18 protein-coding genes are annotated in these 16,454 nt (G+C 69.3%); 13 read left to right on the top strand and 5 right to left on the bottom strand.

Annotated elements, in window-relative coordinates; genetic code table 11:
* Positions 1-60: 60 nt before the first annotated feature.
* The 3 genes from ACCD11_RS12120 to ACCD11_RS12110 form a co-directional block, all read right to left on the bottom strand.
* Positions 61-1,623, bottom strand: a complete 1,563-nt coding sequence (locus tag ACCD11_RS12120) for an alpha/beta hydrolase family protein (RefSeq protein ID WP_413314078.1) — start codon at positions 1,621-1,623, stop codon at positions 61-63.
* A gap of 170 nt (positions 1,624-1,793) precedes the next feature.
* Positions 1,794-3,215, bottom strand: a complete 1,422-nt coding sequence (gene dacB, locus ACCD11_RS12115) for a D-alanyl-D-alanine carboxypeptidase/D-alanyl-D-alanine-endopeptidase (protein ID WP_413314033.1) — start codon at positions 3,213-3,215, stop codon at positions 1,794-1,796.
* A gap of 7 nt (positions 3,216-3,222) precedes the next feature.
* Positions 3,223-3,810: a TrgB like protein gene (locus tag ACCD11_RS12110; RefSeq protein ID WP_009124720.1), complete on the bottom strand. Its 588-nt coding sequence runs from the start codon at positions 3,808-3,810 to the stop codon at positions 3,223-3,225.
* 79 nt (positions 3,811-3,889) lie between these two features.
* Here ACCD11_RS12110 and ACCD11_RS12105 point away from each other — a divergent pair, with 79 nt between their 5' ends.
* The 5 genes from ACCD11_RS12105 (at position 3,890) to pyrF (ending at position 7,685) form a co-directional block, all read left to right on the top strand.
* Entirely contained in the window at positions 3,890-4,657 is a 768-nt protein-coding gene (locus ACCD11_RS12105; protein WP_413314032.1) for a DeoR/GlpR family DNA-binding transcription regulator, read from the top strand.
* 34 nt (positions 4,658-4,691) lie between these two features.
* Positions 4,692-5,396, top strand: a complete 705-nt coding sequence (gene tsaB / locus ACCD11_RS12100; RefSeq protein ID WP_413314031.1) for a tRNA (adenosine(37)-N6)-threonylcarbamoyltransferase complex dimerization subunit type 1 TsaB — start codon at positions 4,692-4,694, stop codon at positions 5,394-5,396.
* Between the two features lie 4 nt (positions 5,397-5,400).
* Positions 5,401-5,943, top strand: a complete 543-nt coding sequence (gene rimI / locus ACCD11_RS12095) for a ribosomal protein S18-alanine N-acetyltransferase (RefSeq protein WP_009124740.1) — start codon at positions 5,401-5,403, stop codon at positions 5,941-5,943.
* Positions 5,940-6,725, top strand: a complete 786-nt coding sequence (locus ACCD11_RS12090; protein ID WP_413314030.1) for a uracil-DNA glycosylase family protein — start codon at positions 5,940-5,942, stop codon at positions 6,723-6,725. The genes rimI and ACCD11_RS12090 overlap by 4 nt, the downstream gene beginning before the upstream one ends.
* Positions 6,726-6,863: 138 nt before the next feature.
* Entirely contained in the window at positions 6,864-7,685 is an 822-nt protein-coding gene (gene pyrF / locus ACCD11_RS12085) for an orotidine-5'-phosphate decarboxylase (protein ID WP_413314029.1), read from the top strand.
* Between the two features lie 107 nt (positions 7,686-7,792).
* On the opposite strand, the gene ACCD11_RS12080 is transcribed toward pyrF, so the two are convergent.
* A complete protein-coding gene (locus tag ACCD11_RS12080) occupies positions 7,793-8,527 on the bottom strand; it encodes a helix-turn-helix domain-containing protein (RefSeq protein ID WP_009124743.1) in 735 nt (244 codons plus the stop codon).
* A 146-nt stretch (positions 8,528-8,673) separates the two neighbouring features.
* On the opposite strand from ACCD11_RS12080, the gene ACCD11_RS12075 reads away from it, so the two are divergent.
* The 7 genes from ACCD11_RS12075 to ACCD11_RS12045 all read left to right on the top strand — a co-directional run bounded on the left by ACCD11_RS12075 (position 8,674) and on the right by ACCD11_RS12045 (position 15,042).
* Positions 8,674-9,537 carry a hypothetical protein gene (locus ACCD11_RS12075; RefSeq protein ID WP_413314027.1) on the top strand — a complete coding sequence of 288 codons (864 nt, stop codon included), beginning with the start codon at positions 8,674-8,676 and terminating at the stop codon, positions 9,535-9,537.
* Positions 9,538-9,551: 14 nt separating this feature from the next.
* Positions 9,552-11,507 (top strand): MFS transporter, encoded by a 1,956-nt coding sequence (locus tag ACCD11_RS12070; protein ID WP_413314026.1) that lies wholly within the window; start codon positions 9,552-9,554, stop codon positions 11,505-11,507.
* Between the two features lie 150 nt (positions 11,508-11,657).
* Entirely contained in the window at positions 11,658-12,164 is a 507-nt protein-coding gene (locus tag ACCD11_RS12065; protein WP_009124752.1) for a YiaA/YiaB family inner membrane protein, read from the top strand.
* A 27-nt stretch (positions 12,165-12,191) separates the two neighbouring features.
* Positions 12,192-12,650 carry a hypothetical protein gene (locus tag ACCD11_RS12060; protein ID WP_413314025.1) on the top strand — a complete coding sequence of 153 codons (459 nt, stop codon included), beginning with the start codon at positions 12,192-12,194 and terminating at the stop codon, positions 12,648-12,650.
* Positions 12,647-13,438, top strand: coding sequence for a DUF2145 domain-containing protein (locus ACCD11_RS12055; protein WP_413314024.1), 792 nt, complete (start codon positions 12,647-12,649; stop codon positions 13,436-13,438). Before ACCD11_RS12060 ends, ACCD11_RS12055 begins: the two co-directional genes overlap by 4 nt.
* 18 nt (positions 13,439-13,456) lie before the next feature.
* A complete protein-coding gene (locus tag ACCD11_RS12050) occupies positions 13,457-14,572 on the top strand; it encodes a K+ transporter (protein WP_009124758.1) in 1,116 nt (371 codons plus the stop codon).
* Between the two features lie 92 nt (positions 14,573-14,664).
* Entirely contained in the window at positions 14,665-15,042 is a 378-nt protein-coding gene (locus tag ACCD11_RS12045) for a DUF3597 domain-containing protein (RefSeq protein ID WP_009124759.1), read from the top strand.
* Positions 15,043-15,174: 132 nt separating this feature from the next.
* Here the strand turns inward: ACCD11_RS12045 and ACCD11_RS12040 are convergent, their stop codons facing one another.
* Entirely contained in the window at positions 15,175-15,951 is a 777-nt protein-coding gene (locus ACCD11_RS12040) for an SDR family NAD(P)-dependent oxidoreductase (protein WP_413314023.1), read from the bottom strand.
* 137 nt (positions 15,952-16,088) lie between these two features.
* Here ACCD11_RS12040 and ACCD11_RS12035 point away from each other — a divergent pair, with 137 nt between their 5' ends.
* Complete coding sequence (locus ACCD11_RS12035; RefSeq protein WP_413314022.1) at positions 16,089-16,454, top strand: hypothetical protein; 366 nt, start codon at positions 16,089-16,091, stop codon at positions 16,452-16,454.

Here is a 16,454-nt window from a genome sequence, read left to right as displayed (position 1 = left end):
CCTGCGGTCCGGCAAAGCCGGTTCCGCGGTATTCCTGGAAGGGGCCGGCTCTTCCTTTGCTCAGCCGCCGGCGGCCAGCACGCCCTGGAAGAAGCCTCGCGCCGATGCCAGGCAGAACGGCGGCGCCAGCGTGCCGTGGTACGCGAGCATGACCGCCTGCGCCTTGTCGGACGCGCTGCCCGGCGTGTTCTGCGCCAGCAGGTCCTTGGCCTGCGCGAAGCCGGCGCGCGCGGTCGAGTAGGCGTCGATCGCGGCCGAATCCTCCAGGTCCACCACTGCCAGCGCGGCGGCCGGCACGCCCTTGGCGCGGAAGTAGCCCGAGGTGGCGCGGGTGCTGAGGAAATTCACCGTCGGGTCGTTGGCGCCGCCGCACATCAGCATCGGCCGGGTCGGCACCCAGTTGCGCAGGTCGTTGGCGACGGCCGCCTTGCGGAAACCCGTCGCCGGCTTGCAGTCCAGCGGCGAGGTCGTGCTCAGCGACGCCGCTGTGGCCGGCAGTGCGTTGCCGGGGCAGGGCGCGGCCAGGATGTCGCCGGCCGCTTGCGTCAGGAAGCTCTGCTTGATCAGGTTGTTGGCGCCGTAGAAGATCGACAGCGAGGGGCTCACCGGCCCCGGCGTGGCATTCGCCGGGAACAGCGCCAGCTGCGGCAGCTTGCCGCTGGAGAACAGCGTGCCGGGCGTCAGGCTCGGCAGCAGGGTGTCGATGCCGGTGGCGTACTGCGCTTCGTAGATGTCGCTGGTGGCGTTGTAGACGTTGCCGAACTGCTGCTGCCAGCTGGTCGACAGCAGCGGCACGAACAGCGTGGAGCCCAGCGCCGGCCAGCCCAGGTAGGTGTAGTCGGACAACAGGCTGATGGCCGAGGGCGCCGACAGCGGCGCCGAGGCCGTCACCGTCTTGCCCGTTGCCTGCATCTCCCGGTGCGCCGCCATCGCGACATAGCCGCCCTGCGAATAGCCGGTGATGAACAGCGAGCCGGCGTCGTTCGCGTCGATGCCCGAGAAGGTCTTGCGCGCGGCCGTGAGCGCGTCGACCATGTCCTTGCCCTGCTGGTCGCCGTCGAGGTACGGGTGGTAGGGCAGCGTCGACTTGTCGTAGCCCGCGTAGTTGGGCGCCACCACGATGTAGCCCTGCGCCGCGAACATGGCGGCAATCATCAGGCCCTCGCCTGCGGCCGGCTGCGTGCTGTCGGTCCACTTGGCGAGGTTGTAGGCCTTGGCGGCGGTGGTGCCGTGGGCATAGAGCACCACGGGCCGCTGGCCGCCGCAGGCCACGTCGGTGCCCGTGGGCACCATGATCGCGGCGGTGGCGTTGGTCGCCTCGTTCTTCGCGCCGATGGTGCGGTATTCGAGGTAGCGCACGTCGATGCCGCACTTGGGCGTGCCGGCCACCTGCAGCACCGACCTGCCCTGGTCGCTGGCCTGGAGGTTGGCCTTGAACTGGTCGGCGGTCAGCTTGGCCGTCTGCTCGGGCGGGTTGGTGACCACCGAGCCCCGGCCGGTGTCGGTTACGGGCGGCGGAAAGCCAACGCCGATGCCTACTCCGCCACCATCCCCGCCGCCGCAGGCGGACAGCAGCAGCAAGGTTGCGCTTGCGAGCGCCGTCCAGGCGGCTGTCTTGCGCATCAGGACGAACGAGTGGGGGCGTGGCTTGGTCAAGGCATGTCTCCTGCGTTGGATTTGTACTGAATAGAACGGCCGTCCGATTCTGTGCAGTGCCATGGCCGCGCGCAAGCGGCATTTGCCATCAGAAGATTTCAGTACCTGGCAGGGTCGCGCAGGCCCGCCACCTGCCGTCAGTTGTCCTGCGAGGCCCAGTCGACCAGTGCGTCGAACGCGGCGCGCGCCGCCCCCGCGTTCTCGCCGTTGGCGATGGCCACCAGCACGTGGCGCCGGCCGCTCGCACCGTCCACGTAGCCGGCCACGCCGGAGGCATCGCGCAGCGTGCCCGTCTTCAGGTGGGCCGAGCCGCCCGAGCGCAGCGTGCGCTTCTTCAGCGTGCCGTCCACGCCCATGGCGGGCAGCGAGGACATCAGCTCCGGCATCACCGGCGAACGCCATGCCACCTGCAGCATCTTGCCGAGCGCAGCCGCGCTGATGCGCTCGTCGCGCGACAGGCCCGAGCCGTTCTCGAACACGGGCTGCGCCTCGCCCGTGCCGATGCGCTCGCGCCACCACTGGCCCAGCGCCGCGCGCGAAGCCTCGAAGGTGCCGCGGTTTTTCTGCGTGAGCCCGATCGTGAGGAACAACTGCTGCGCCATCACGTTGTTGCTGTACTTGTTGATGTCGCGGATCACTTCGGCCAGCGGCGGCGACTCGAACTCGAAGGCCGGCTTCAGCCCCGCCGGCGCGCGCCCTTCGCGCATCTGCCCGCCCACGCGCCCGCCCATCTCGGCCCACATGCCGCCGATGGCCCGCATGGCGTAGGTGCGCGGGTCGCCGTAGGCCACGGCCCAGCTCTTCTCGCCGCAGGCGGCCGGAAAGCCGCCGTTGAAGCGGATGCGGTTCACGTCGCTGAAGTCGGGCCGCAGCGCGGCGCGCCAGTCGCCGCATTCGCCGGGCACGAGCGCCACGGTCGGCGGCATCGCCACGCTCGCGAGCGGGGGCTCGTAGCTCACGCGCGCGATCTGGCCCGCGCGGTCGGGCGCGAAGCTCATGTTGACCGACTTGAAGTTCACGAGCAGCGCATCGGGCGAAGCGTTGTAGGGCCGCAGCGGCTCGCCGTCGAAGGCCGACGGGTCGCCCTCGACCGTAGTCTCGAACGCGCTGCGGTCGATCACGATGTCGCCGCTCACCGTGGTGATGCCCAGCCCCTGCACGTGGCGCAGCAGCAGCCACACGCGCTCCAGCACCAGCTTGGGGTCGCCCTGGCCCTTGATGTACAGGTTGCCGTTGAGCACGCCGTTGTTCACCGTGCCGTCGACATAGACCGGCGTGGTCCAGCTGTAGGCCGCGCCGAGCAGGTCCAGCGCGGCGTAGGTGGTCACCAGCTTCATGATCGACGCCGGATTCACCGGCGCCTGGGTGCGCCAGGCCAGCCGCGGCGGGCGTGTGCCGTCGGCTTCGGCCACCAGCATGGTCACGGATTCGCGCGGCACCTTGGCGCGGGCGAGGGCGGCGTCGACCTGGGTCGGGAGGGCCTGCTGGGCGGATGCGCCGGCCGAGGCCAGCGTTGCGAGCGTCAGTGCGAGGGCGGCGCGGCGGAAGGCAAAAGGCATCCGCCGATTATCCCGGCGGGAACAGGTGCAGCTTCGCGTGGTACAGCAGCATGACCGTCTTGGCGTCGGCGATGCGGCCGTCGGCCACCATGGCCAGCGCCTCGTCGATGCCGAGCTCCAGCACCTCGATGTCCTCGCCCTCTTCCGCCAGCCCGCCGCCTGCGCCGATGCGCATCGAGGACTCGTACGGCGCGACGAAGAAGTGCAGCTTCTCGGTGACCGAGCCCGGGCTCATGAAGCTCTCGAAGATCTTCTGCACCGCGCCGAGGCGGTAGCCGAGCTCTTCCTCGACCTCCGCGCGGATGCGCTCCTCGGGCGCGGCGTTGTCCAGCAGGCCGGCCGCGGCTTCGATCAGCAGGCCGTCGTGGCCGTTGACGAAGGCCGGGTAGCGGAACTGCCGCGTCAGCAGCACGCTGCGCTGCGCGAGGTTGTAGGGCAGCAGCGTGGCGCCGTTGCCGCGGTCGTAGGTCTCGCGGTGCATCCGCTGCCACTGGCCGTCGTTGCGGCGCCAGTCGAAGGCGGTGGTGCGCAGCGTGTACCAGTTGTCGGAAAGGAGGGTGACTTCGTGCACCCGGACGCGGTCTTGGATGGTCATGGCTGCGAGCATACGTGCATATTCGTGCAAAAACAATAAAAAACGTGCAGTCCATCGGCCACGCCGGTACCATCGGGCAATGCTCACCAGCCAGCGCAAGCAACACATCCTTTGGGTCCTGAAGCGCGACGGCAACGTCGTCGCGAAGGCGCTCAGCGACGAACTCGGCCTGTCGGAAGACACCATCCGCCGCGACCTGCGCGAGCTGGCGGCCGAAGGTTTGCTGCAGCGCGTGCACGGCGGTGCGTTGCCGGTCGCGGCGGCCGAAGCCGACTTCGCGCGGCGCCAGCAGCTCGCGCCCGACGAAAAGGTGGCCATCGGCCGCGCGGCCGCGCGCCTCGTGAAGCCGGGGCAGGTGGTGTTCATCGACGGCGGCACCACCGCCGTGCAGCTCGCGCGCCACCTGCCGGCGAGCCTGCAGGCCACCGTGGTCACGCACAGCCCGTCGGTGGCCGTCGAGCTGGTGGCGCATGCCGGCATCGAGGTGGTGCTGATCGGCGGGCGCCTCTTCAAGCATTCGGTGGTGGCGGTCGGCTCGGCGGCAATGGCGGCCATTGCGCGCATCCATGCCGACACGTACTTCATGGGTGTCACCGGCGTGCACGCCGAGGCGGGGCTGACCACGGGCGACCTGGAAGAGGCCGAGATCAAGCGCGCGCTGATGGCGTCGGCGGCCGAGACGGTGGTGCTGGCCTCGTCCGAAAAGATCGGGGCGGCGTCGGCGTGGGTGGTCAACCCGGTGGCCTCGGCCACCAGCCTGCTGGTGTCGCCGGACGTGCCGGCCCGGGCGCTGGCGCCGCTGCGCAAGGCGGGGCTGGCGATTCTGCGCAGCGATAACGGCGCGTGAGCCCGGGAATTGGCCGCCCCTCGATAATCGGCGGATGCCCCTCGCCTTACCCAAGCTGCTCGCCTTCGACACCAGCACTGAGCACCTGTCGGTGGCCGTGCTGCACGGCGACACGCTGCACGCCCACAACGGCGTGGGCGGCGCGCAAGCATCGACCACCCTGCTGCCGCTGATCCAGCAACTGCTGGGCGAAGCCGGGCTCGCGCTGGGCGAACTCGATGCCATCGTCTTCGGCCGGGGCCCCGGCTCTTTCACCGGCCTGCGCACCGCCTGCTCCGTGGCGCAGGGGCTGGCCTTCGGCGCCAACGTGCCGCTGCTGCCGGTCGACACGCTGCTCGCCGTGGCCGAAGAAGCGCGCCACGCCTTCGGCGCGAAGCAGGTGGTCGCCGTGCTCGATGCGCGCATGGACCAGCTTTACGCCGCGCGCTACGACTTCGAGGCCGACGGCCCGCTCGGCGGAAACGACGAGCCCCTGCTGCTGTCGCCCGAGGCACTTGAAGTGCCCGCCGGCTGGGCGCTCGCCGGCAATGCCTTCGCGGCCTACGGCCCGCGCCTGGCCCCGGCCGCCGCCCGCCACGACGCGCTGCCGAGCGCCACCGCGATGCTGCGGCTCGCCCCCGCGCTGCTCGCGGCCGGGCGCACCGTGCCGGCGGCACAGGCCTGGCCGCTCTATGTTCGCGATAAAGTGGCGCAAACCACCGAAGAGCGCGCCGCCATCAAGGCGGCCGCAGCCCATTGATCGCATGAGTGCCGTCCTCCAGCCCGTCGAAGCCCGCCTCGAACCGCTCACCGTCGAGCGGATCGATGCCGTCTGCGCGGTCGAGCAGACGGCCTACAGCCATCCGTGGACGCGCGCCAACTTCACCGACTCCATGGCCGTGGGCTACCACTGCCAGTGCCTGCTCGCGCCCGGCATGGCGCCCGGCGTGAGCTCGCCGCTCACCCAACTGGGCGAGACGCTGATCGGCTACTTCGTCGCCATGAAGGGCGTCGATGAAGTGCACCTGCTGAACATCACCGTCGCGCCGGCCTTCCAGCGCCAGGGCTGGGCGCCGCTCATGCTCGAGGCATTGGGCGGCTGGTCGCGGGCCGAGGGCGCGCAGTGGCTCTGGCTCGAAGTGCGCCGCAGCAACCAGCGCGCTCTCGACATCTACCTGCGCAACGGTTTTCGCAGCGTCGGCGTACGCAAGGGCTACTACCCGGCGCACGACGGCAAGCGCGAGGACGCGGTCGTCATGAGCCTGCGCTTGAATGAAACAGGCAGCGCCTGGGGAGCCTTGCGATGAGCGCGGTGCAGACATTGAAGCTCGACGCCCGCCAGCGCGCGATGCTCGACGAGATGGGCGTGAAGGTCTGGTGGCCGGTGCCCGAGGCCGCCGAGGCGGCGCCTGGAACGGCTTCCGCAGCAGCCACCGAAGAGGTGGCGGCGGTCGTCCGCGAGCGCGTGCAGGCTGAAATGCCGGTGGCCGCACCGCCGCCGCCCGCGGCCCGGTCCGTCGCGGCACCCGTGCCGCCCCCCGCACCGGTCGTTCGCCCGGCCGCTGCGCCACTGTCCGGAGGCGCCGCCGTGCTGGTAGAGGCGCCCTGCCGTCTCTATGCCGACGCCGGCACCGAATCGACGCAGGGCGGCTGGCTGGTCGTGGCCGACATGCCGCCCGAGCCCGACGGCCGCCACGGCGAACCCTTTGCGGGCGACGCCGGCCGCCTGCTCGACAACATGCTGCGTGCGCTGAAGCTGCACGACGGCAAGACCCCCGTGCACCTCATGCGCACCCACCGCGGCGTGGCCGCCGGCCAGCCCGGCAGCCCGCGCGCCATGGACGAGGCCTTCGACGAGCATGCCGCGGCGCTCGCACCGCGCATCGTGCTGGCAATGGGCCCGCTGGCCGCGCAAAGCCTGATGCGCAGCGGCGACCCGCTGGGCAAGCTGCGCGGCCGTGCCGTGCCGCTGGCTTCCGCCGGCGGCGCATCGGTGGTGGCGACTTATCACCCCGCCTACCTGTTGCGCAATCCCGCCGACAAGGCACGCGCCTGGACCGACCTCTGCCTGGCCGCTGAACAGGGCTAACCCCCAGGCTTCGCGCACTTCGTGTCGCTTCGCCAACCCCCTTGCAGGGGGCAACACCTGCGGCCCGGCGAAGCCGGTTCCGCGGTGTTCGCAGGCAGGTGGCGGGCGAGTGCGCGGGCATCCTTAAAATCGGACCCCATGACTTTCCTCGACAAGCTGGCCGCCGCACAGCAAAAAAACGGTTCCTTGCTCTGCGTGGGGCTCGATCCGGAGCCGGCCAAGTTCCCGGGGCATCTCAAGGGCGACGCCAGCCGCATCTATGACTTCTGTGCGCGCATCGTCGACGCGACGGCCGACCTGGTCATCGCCTTCAAGCCGCAGATCGCCTACTTCGCGGCGCACCGCGCCGAAGCCCAGCTCGAGCAGCTGATGGAGCACATGCGCCGCAATGCGCCCCACGTGCCCGTGATCCTCGACGCCAAGCGCGGCGACATCGGCTCCACCGCCGAGCAGTACGCCCTGGAGGCCTTCGAGCGCTACGGCGCCGATGCGGTGACGCTGTCGCCCTTCATGGGCTTCGACTCGGTGGCGCCGTACCTCAAGCACGAGGGCAAGGGCGCGTTCCTGCTGTGCCGCACCAGCAACCCCGGCGGTTCCGACCTGCAGGGCCAGCGGCTTGCGGATGTCGAGGGGCAGCCCTTCCTGTACGAACACGTTGCTCGCCTGGCGCAAGGCCCGTGGAACCTCAACGGCCAACTCGGACTGGTGGTGGGCGCGACCTACCCGGCGGAAATCGAGCGTGTGCGCGAACTCGCGCCAACCGTGCCGCTGCTGATTCCGGGCGTCGGCGCCCAGGGCGGCGATGCGGCCGCCACCGTGCGCGCCGGCTGGCGCGCCGATGCGCCGATCATCGTGAACTCGTCGCGGGCGATCATCTACGCGTCGTCGGGCGATGACTTCGCCGATGCGGCGAAGAGCGCCGCGCGCACGATGCGCGACACGCTCGAAGCCGCCAAGTAAGGCTCGCCCCCAGGCTGCGCGCACTTCGTGTCGCTTCGCCAACCGCCTACCGGGGGCAACACCTGAGGCCCGGCAAAGCCGGTTCCTCGGTGTTCCTGGATTGAGCCTCAGGCTCGGCGGAGGCGGGTAAAGGCTTCGAATTCCCAGTTCCGCATCCCCAGCAGCAGCGTGTAGCCCTCGCGGTCCTTGGCGGCCAGCTTCTGGTCGGTCTGGTGCTGCTGGGCGAAGTCCTGCGCCACGCGCTGCAGGCGTTCCAGGAAGGCCGGCGCCAGCGAGCGGCTGATCTGGCCGTGCACCAGCAGCAGGCCCTCGGCCGGGCCGTCGAAGCCGCCCTTGTAGTAGTCGAGCACCACGTTCTCGCGGAAGAACTCCATCACTGGGCCATGCGGCCGCCAGCGGAAGGTCTTGGCGAGCTTCAGGCGATACCGGTTGAGCGGGCGCAGCTCGATGATGCCGATGCGGTCCAGCTGAGCCAGGAAGCCGATGCACTCGGCCTCGCTCACGCGGTAGGCGGCCACGATCTGCTCCAGCGTCCACTGGCTCAGCACGCTGATGGCCACCAGCAGCAGCTTCTTGTCCCTGACCACGGCCTTTTCCTGCTCGTGCGTCAGCTCCTTCAGCAGCGGCTGGGCGTCGGCCACGCGGCGCGCCAGTTCGGCGAAATCGATCTTCAGCGCGCGGCAGATGGCGTCCACGCGCGACAGCGGCATGTCGCTCTTGGCCAGCATCCGCTTGACGCTGGATTCGGCCATGTCGAGCGACCGCGCCAGGTCGGCGTAGGTCATGCGGGCGCTCTTGAGTTCGTTCTTGAGGGCTTGGACGAGATCGACGGTGGTGCTCATGGCCCGGAAGCGTACACGGGCGCCTGCAAGTATCAATTGGAGATACCGGCAGGAGTGAATTAGTGTCTCGTATCGATTTTCGATGCCTGTGGAGCGGCCCGCGCCTAAATTCGCGGCCCGTACCGATCCACCCACCGAGGACCGCCATGCTCCTGTCTCTTGCCAGCCGACTCAGCCGCCGCGAACGCGGATTGCTTTTCACCTTCGCGCTGCTCACTCTGGTCGCCTTCTTCGGCCCCGCGCTGCCCGCCGCCGAGGTCGCCATCGCCTCGGTGTTCGCCGACAACCGCGCCTGGCACGGACTGCCCAACGCCATGGACGTGCTGAGCAACATCCCCTTCGTGGTGATCGGCCTGTGGGGCCTGTACCGGCTCAACCGCATCGACCGCTCGCACCAGGAGGCGCTGTCGCAGTTCCCGCTGGCCCCGCCCGCCAGCGATCCGCCGGACAACACGCTCGACTGCGCCTGGCTCTTCTTCGCCGGCCTGATCGCCACCGCCGCGGGCTCGGCCTTCTTCCACCTCGTGCCCGACGCCCCCCGGCTCGCCGCGGACCGCGCCGGCATGGCGGTGGCCTTCGCCGGGCTGATCGGTGTGGCGGTCTGCGAGCGGGTGAGCCAGCGCGCCGGCTGGCCCGCCGCCTGGTTCGCGCTGACGGCCGGCCTGCTCTCGGCCGAGGTGTTCCAGGAGACCGGCAACGTCATGCCCTGGGCGCTGGTGCAGTTCGGCGGCATGGCGCTGGTGGTGACACTGGCGCTGGCCACGCCGATGCGCAAGTCGGTCGGGCTGAAGCTGGGCTGGGTCATCTTCTTCTACGTGCTGGCCAAGGCTTTCGAACTGGCCGACCACCAGATTTATGAATTCACGCGGCACACGGTTTCGGGCCATACGCTGAAGCATCTGACGGCCTCGCTCGCCGGGCTGCCCGTGGTGCTCGCGCTCCACAAGCTCGAAATGCGCTGGGAAGCCGCACTACGGCACAATCCGGGCGCCGCCGCCGTGGCCGCCTGAGGAGCACTCTTCGAATGACAAATCCCGCCGCTGCCGCAGCCACACCCGTGGCCCACGAAGCGAACGCCCACGCCAACCAGTTCGCCCTCCTCAAGCAGCGGCGCTTCGCGCCTTTCTTCTGGACCCAGTTCGCGGGCGCGGCGAACGACAACCTGTTCAAGTTCGCCTTCACCGTCATGGTGACCTACCAGCTGCAGCTGGGCTGGATGCCGCCGGCCATGGCGGGGCTGGTGATCGGCGCGCTGTTCATCCTGCCGTTCCTGCTGTTCTCTGCCACGGCCGGCCAGCTCACCGACAAGTTCGACAAGACGAAGATGATCCGCTTCGTCAAGAACCTCGAGATTGCGATCATGGTGCTCGCGGCCTGGGGCTTCGTGCGGGCCGACGCGGTGGTGTTGCTGGGCTGCGTGTTCCTCATGGGTCTGCACTCCACGCTGTTCGGGCCCGTCAAGTTCGCCTACCTGCCGCAGGTGCTCGACGCGCGCGAACTCACGGGCGGCAATGGCATGGTCGAGATGGGCACCTTCGTCGCCATCCTGCTCGGGCAGGTGGCGGGCGGGCTGCTGGTGGCGGTGCCGCAGATCGGCCACATGAGCGTGGCCGTGGGTTGCGTGCTGCTGGCGCTGGTCGGCCGGGGCGTGGCGCAGGCCATACCAAAGGCGCCGGCCACCGACCCGGGGCTGGTCATCAATTGGAACCCGATCAGCGAAACCTGGCGCAACCTCAAGCTCGCGAACCAGAACGTGGTGGTGTTCCGCTCGCTGCTGGGCATCTCGTGGATGTGGTTTTTCGGGGCGGTGTTCCTGAGCCAGTTCCCGAGCTTCGCGAAGGAAGTGCTGCACGGCGACGAGCAGGTGGCCTCGCTGCTGCTGGTGGTGTTCTCGGTGGGCATCGGCGTCGGCTCGCTGCTGTGCGAGACGCTGAGCCGCCGGCAGGTGGAAATCGGCCTGGTGCCGCTGGGCGCCATCGGCATGAGCGTGTTCGCCGTCGACCTTTACTTTGCGTCGCGCGGCCTGCCGGCCGTGCCCGAGATGGGCATCGGCGCCTTCGTGCGCCAGGGCGCCCACTGGCGCGTGATGGCCGACCTGGCGCTGCTGTCGCTGTTCGCGGGCCTCTACAGCGTGCCGATGTACGCGCTGATCCAGCTGCGCAGCCAGCCCACGCACCGCGCGCGCATCATCGCGGCGAACAACATCCTCAATGCCCTGTTCATGATCGGCAGCTCGGTCATCGCGGGCGCGCTGCTGGGCGCGGGCTTCACCATTCCGCAGATCTTTTTGTTCACCGGCATCGCCAACGCGGTGGTGGCGTTCTACATCTTCATGCTGGTGCCCGAGTACCTGCTGCGCTTCGTGGCCTGGGTGCTGTCGCGCTTCGTCTACCGCTTCGACATCAAGGGCGAGTCGCACATTCCCACCGAGGGCGCGGCCGTGCTGGTGTGCAACCACGTGAGTTTCATAGACGCGGTGCTGCTGATGGCGGCAAGCCCGCGGCCGATCCGCTTCATCATGGACCACCGCATCTTCAAGGTGCCGGTGCTGGGCTGGCTGTTCAAGCTGGCCAAGGCCATTCCGATCGCGCCGCAGAAGGAAGACCCCGCGGCCTACGAAGCGGCTTTTGCCAAGGCGATCGGCGTGCTGCGCGAGGGCGATCTGCTCGCGATCTTCCCCGAGGGCGCGATCACGCGCGACGGCGAGCTGCAGCCGTTCAAGGGCGGCGTGATGAAGATCCTTGAAGGCGCGCGCGCCCAGGGCATCGAGCCGCCGGTGATCCCGATGGCGCTGACCAATCTCTGGGGCTCGTACTTCAGCCGCATCGAACTGCGCGGCGGCGAGCGCGTGGCCATGGCCAAGCCGTTTCGCCGCGGCTTCTTCAGCCGCGTGGGGCTTAACGTCGGCGGTCCTGTGCCGCCGGTGGAAGTGCAGCCCGAGTCGCTGCGCCAGCGTGTGAGCGCCCTGCTGGCCGCCTGAGGCGCAGCTCCTTTCCGGCGCGCAAGGCGCCGGAAAGTATTGGTTGCAGATACCGGCGGCGCTGAAAACCGCGACTGGTGCAAGCATTCAAGCCCCACGGTGCGGGAGCGAACCATCATTCGCCCACCTTCACTACGCCGCGAGGCACACATGCAACCCCTCTCATCGACCACGACCGTCTTCATCCAGCGCGACACGCGGGCCTGGCAGTTCCAGGCCTGGGCTTCGTTCGCGATCGCCGTCTTCCTGTGCGCCACCGGCCTGAGCTGGCTGCCGGGGGAGGCGCTGGACCGGGCGTTCATGGTGATGGGCTACGTGTTCTGCCTGAGCACCGCCTTCATGCTGGCCAAGTTCGTGCGCGACAGTCAGCAGGCCGCCGAGCGCAGCGCCGAAGCGACGCGCGACGTGCCCATGTGGAAGCTGGTCGTCTGGGGCAGCTTCTTCACCGCGATGGGCCTGACCGGCTGGGGCCTCGTGCGCATGGAGATCAACGAGGCCTACAAGGCCTTCCTGGGCGTGAGCTGGCTGTTCCTGATCAGCTCGGCCTTCACGCTGGCCAAGACGCTGCGCGACCGCCATGAAGCCGACATGGCTGAAGCCCGCCTGCAGGGCCGCCGCATGGCCCGTGCCGAAGCTGCTGCTTCTGCTGCCGAATAACCCGCGTCCGATCAACGAAAGCCCATCATGAAAAAGTCGATTGCCGCCGTTCTCGTCGCCGCCTGCACCGCCTTCGCGGGCATCTCGGCTCCCCTGCGTGCCCAGGCGCAGAGCGACGCCTCGGTCGCCCTCTCGCTGATGCCTGTGGCATCGGTGGTGGTCGCCGCCTCTGCGGTGGGGGCCTCGGCCACCGCGGCGGTCGCCGTGCCTGCCGCGCTGTCTGTGGGCGGCTCGACGCTCACCGTGATCGCGGTCGAAGCCTCTGCCGACGGCACGGTGTACCTGCTCGAACGCGCTTCGGACGGCGCGCGCGCCAGCATCAAGGTCGCGGGCCGCGCGGCTGACGGCGTGTCGAAAGCCGTGGGCACCAGCGTCCTCGTCAGCGTGATCGGCACCGGCGTGGTGCTGTCGGCCGCCGGCGAGGTGCTGGCCTTCGTGCCCAACGCCATCGGCCGCGCGCTGCTCCACAACGAGAGGTTGTCGTGAACCGGGCACTGCCGCTGCTGCTCGGGCTTGCGGTCTTGCTGCCGATGCAGGCGCAGGCCGGCCGCTCGTGCGAGCAAATCAAGCCAACGCCTGAAGTGATCGTCAAGGGCATGCAACTGGCCGAGCGCACCTCGCAGGCGCTCGACGCCAGCGGCGCGCGCGTCGTGATCCTGGCGCGCGCGGGGCAGGACCTGAGCAAGTACGGCCTGCGCTACTCGCACCTGGGCATCGCCTACAAGACGGATGCCGGCCCGTGGCGCGTGGTGCACAAGCTCAACCAGTGCGGGACCGCGGTGGCCGCCGTCTACCGCCAGGGGCTCGGCGAGTTCTTTCTCGACGACCCGTGGCGCTACGAGGCCGCCTGGGCCGTGCCCACGCCGCAGGTGCAGGCGCAGCTGCTGGCCGCGCTGAACGAACCGCCCGCGCGCATCGTGCGGCTGCACACCGCGCCCTACAGCATCGTGAGCTACGCCTGGGGCCAGAAGTACCAGCAGTCGAACCAGTGGGCCGTCGAGACGCTGGCCGCCGCCATGGAGCCCGCCACCATCGGCAGCCGCGCGCAGGCGCAGGCCTGGTTGCAGTTCAAAGGCTACGAGCCGACCGTGCTGAAGCTCGGCCCGCTCACCCGGCTGGGCGGGCGCGTAGGCTCGGCCAACGTGGCCTTCGACGACCATCCGAACGACAAGCGCTTCTCGGACCGCATCGAGACCGTGACGGTCGATTCTGTGTTCGCATGGTTGCCGCGTGCCGGGCTCGGCGCGGCGCCGGTGATCTTGAAGCTTCAATAAGAACGTGGAGAAAACAACATGAGCAAATCCTTGCGCCTTTCCGAAAAATGGTTCCGCCGCGGCCTCTGGCTGGTGGCGCTGGTGTTCGCGAGCTTCCTCATCGGGCTCGGCAGCACCGTCGTGAGCGACCTGCCCCAGGTCGAGCGCGTGCGCGGCATCGACGACTTCATCGACAAGCCGGCGGCCGAGCCGCTGCGCGCCACCGTCAAGGCCTCGGAAGCCGCCGAGCTGCAGGCCGCGCGCGACCTCGACCAGATCCGCCTGCAGCTCAACGCCGCGCAGCAGGCCAGCGCCAATGCGCGCGAGACCTTCGGCAACTGGATCTCCACGCGGCGCGCCACCGCGCAGCCCGATCAGGACACCGAGCTCATCGCGCGCACCAAGGCGCTCGACGCCTTCAAGCAGAAGGAGGAGGAGCTGCAGCGCAAGGTCAACGCGCAGCAGAAGATCGCGCTCGACGCGCGCCAGGCCGAGCAGCGCGCCTCCGAAGCGCTGTCGGTGCTGGAGCGCGACGCGCAGCTCAAGCTCGACGCCGAGTACCGCCGCATCGAACTGCGCGTATTCGCCTACCGGCTGGCGCTCACGCTGCCGCTGCTCGTCGTGGCCGGCTGGCTCTTCGTGAAGAAGCGCAAGAGCACCTGGTGGCCGTTCGTGTGGGGCTTCATCTTCTTCGCGCTGTTCGCCTTCTTCGTCGAGCTGGTGCCCTACCTGCCGAGCTACGGCGGCTATGTGCGCTACGTGGTGGGCATCCTGCTCACCGTGCTGGTGGGTCGCTACGCGATCATCGCGCTCAACCGCTACCTGGCGCGCCAGAAACTCGCCGAGCAACAGCCCGACCAGGTGCGCCGCGAGGAGCTGAGCTACGACGTCGCCCTGGCGCGCCTGGGCAAGAGCGTATGCCCCGGCTGCGAACGGCCGGTCGACCTGAAGAACAACGAGATCGACTTCTGCCCGCACTGCGGCATCGGCCTGTTCGACCACTGCGGCCAGTGCGAGACGCGCAAGAGCGCGTTCTCCAAGTTCTGCCATGCCTGCGGAACCTCGGCGGGCGCGCAGACGCAGTCGCCGCACACACCTGTGACCGGCACTGCGCAATCGGTCACGCCGGGTGCCCCGGTTCTGCCGGCCACGTAGCGGAACCGCCGCACGGGCGTGCTACAACCCCAGGGCTGCGGCACGCAACGCCGTGCCGCGGGTTTTCCCATTCACATTGACGGAGTACACCCATGAGCATTTTCGGCAAGATTTTTTCCAAGATTTTTCCGTCGGCCAACGCCGCTGAAGTCGTCGCCGCACCGCCGGCGGCTGCACCGGGCGCGCCGGCCGCGGCCGCACCGCCGCCTGCGATCCCGCTGGGCGATGTGCCCGCCGTCCTGGACGCGATGCCTGGTGCCGCCGGCCTGAACTGGCGCACCTCGATCGTCGACCTGCTCAAGTTGCTGGGCCTGGACAGCAGCCTCGCCGCGCGCAAAGAACTGGCCAGCGAAATTCTCTACAGCGATGGCGAGCCGGGTTCGGCCGAATGGAACATCGGCCTGCACAAGCAGGTGATGAGCCGCATCGCCGCCAATGGCGGCACGCTGCCAGCCGAACTGCGCGACTAAGAAGATCGGTACCCGGGAATTTTCTTTTTCCAGAAACACCGCGGAACCGGCTTCGCCGGGCCGCAGGTGTTGCCCCCGGTAGGGGGTTGGCGAAGCGACACGAAGTGCGCGTAGCCTGGGGGCGAGCCTGTTTCAGGTCCAGCCCGCATCCACCACGTAGTCCTGTGCGGTGCACATGCGCGAATCGTCGGCCGCGAGGAACAGCGCCATTGCCGCGATGTCTTCCGCCATCACGCGGCCCGGCAGGCACTGGGCCGCATCGATCTCCGCGCCCGATTCGGGCTTCACCCACAGCTTGATCTGCCGCTCGGTCATCACCCAGCCCGGCACGATCGAATTCACGCGGATGTTCTGCTTGCCCAGGTCGCGCGCCAGCGAGCGCGTGAGGCCGCGCGCCGCCGCCTTGCAGGCCTGGTACACCGGATAGCCCCGGCCCTTGATCATCCAGCTGATCGAGCCGAAGTTGATGATCGATCCGCCGCCCAGCGCACGCATGTCGTCCGCCACTGCCTGCGCGGCAAAGAACTGGTGCTTGAAGTTGACGGCCACGAGGCGGTCGAAGTCCTCGCTGGTCACGTCGGCCATCTCGTGGCGGCGGTCGTTGGCTGCGTTGTTCAGCAGCACGGCGATCGGGCCGAAGCGTTGGCGCACCGCGTCGATGGTGGCGCCGAGCGCGGCCGTGTCGGTCACGTCGCAGGCCTGGAACAGCGCAGGGTGCTCGCCTTGCAGCTGCGCCGCGAGCGCGTTGCCGGCGGCGGTGTCGAGATCGCAGAAGCCGACCCTCGCGCCCTGTGCGTTAAAGGCCCGCACCAGCGATTCGCCGATGCCGCTGGCGCCGCCGGAAATGAACACGGTGCGCCCGGCCAGCGACGGATAGCGGGCGGTGTAGGGAGAAGATGCGTTGGTCATGGGAATGCGGCAACAGCAGTGGAAACGGAAGGCAAGCGTAGCGGATGAGCGGGCCCCCGGCGAGCCCGGGGTTGCCGGTCGGCGTATGGCTTCCGGCGAATGGGCAGCGCCGACGGGCGTGGCTACGCTCCTGCCCCATGACGAACACCTTTCCCCGCCGCGCCGTCCTGGCGCTCGCGCTTCTTCCCGCCGCCCTGGCGGTGCGTTCCGTGCGCGCACAGGCGCCGGCGCCCGTGCAGCTCTTCAAGGTGGTCTCGCCGCGCGACGAGGTGATCGTGGGCGCCGACGCGGCGCTGCTCGGCGCGGGCTCCGGCCCCGCCGTGGAGCGGCTGGCCGCGCAGCTGGCCGCCAAGGGCCAGCTCACGCTGTGGCAGTACGCCTCGCACAAGGACTCGGGCGGCGCGCTGGTGCAGGCGCCGCTCAGGCAGATCGTGGTCTTCAAGAACGAGGCGCTGCGTATCGAGCCCTACGCCACCCCGCTGCCCATCCAGGCCCCGAAGTAA

The organism is Variovorax sp. Varisp36 (genome assembly GCF_047304235.1).
In the GTDB taxonomy this organism is placed as follows: domain Bacteria; phylum Pseudomonadota; class Gammaproteobacteria; order Burkholderiales; family Burkholderiaceae_C; genus Variovorax.
This window is presented reverse-complemented; position numbering and strand designations above follow the sequence as displayed.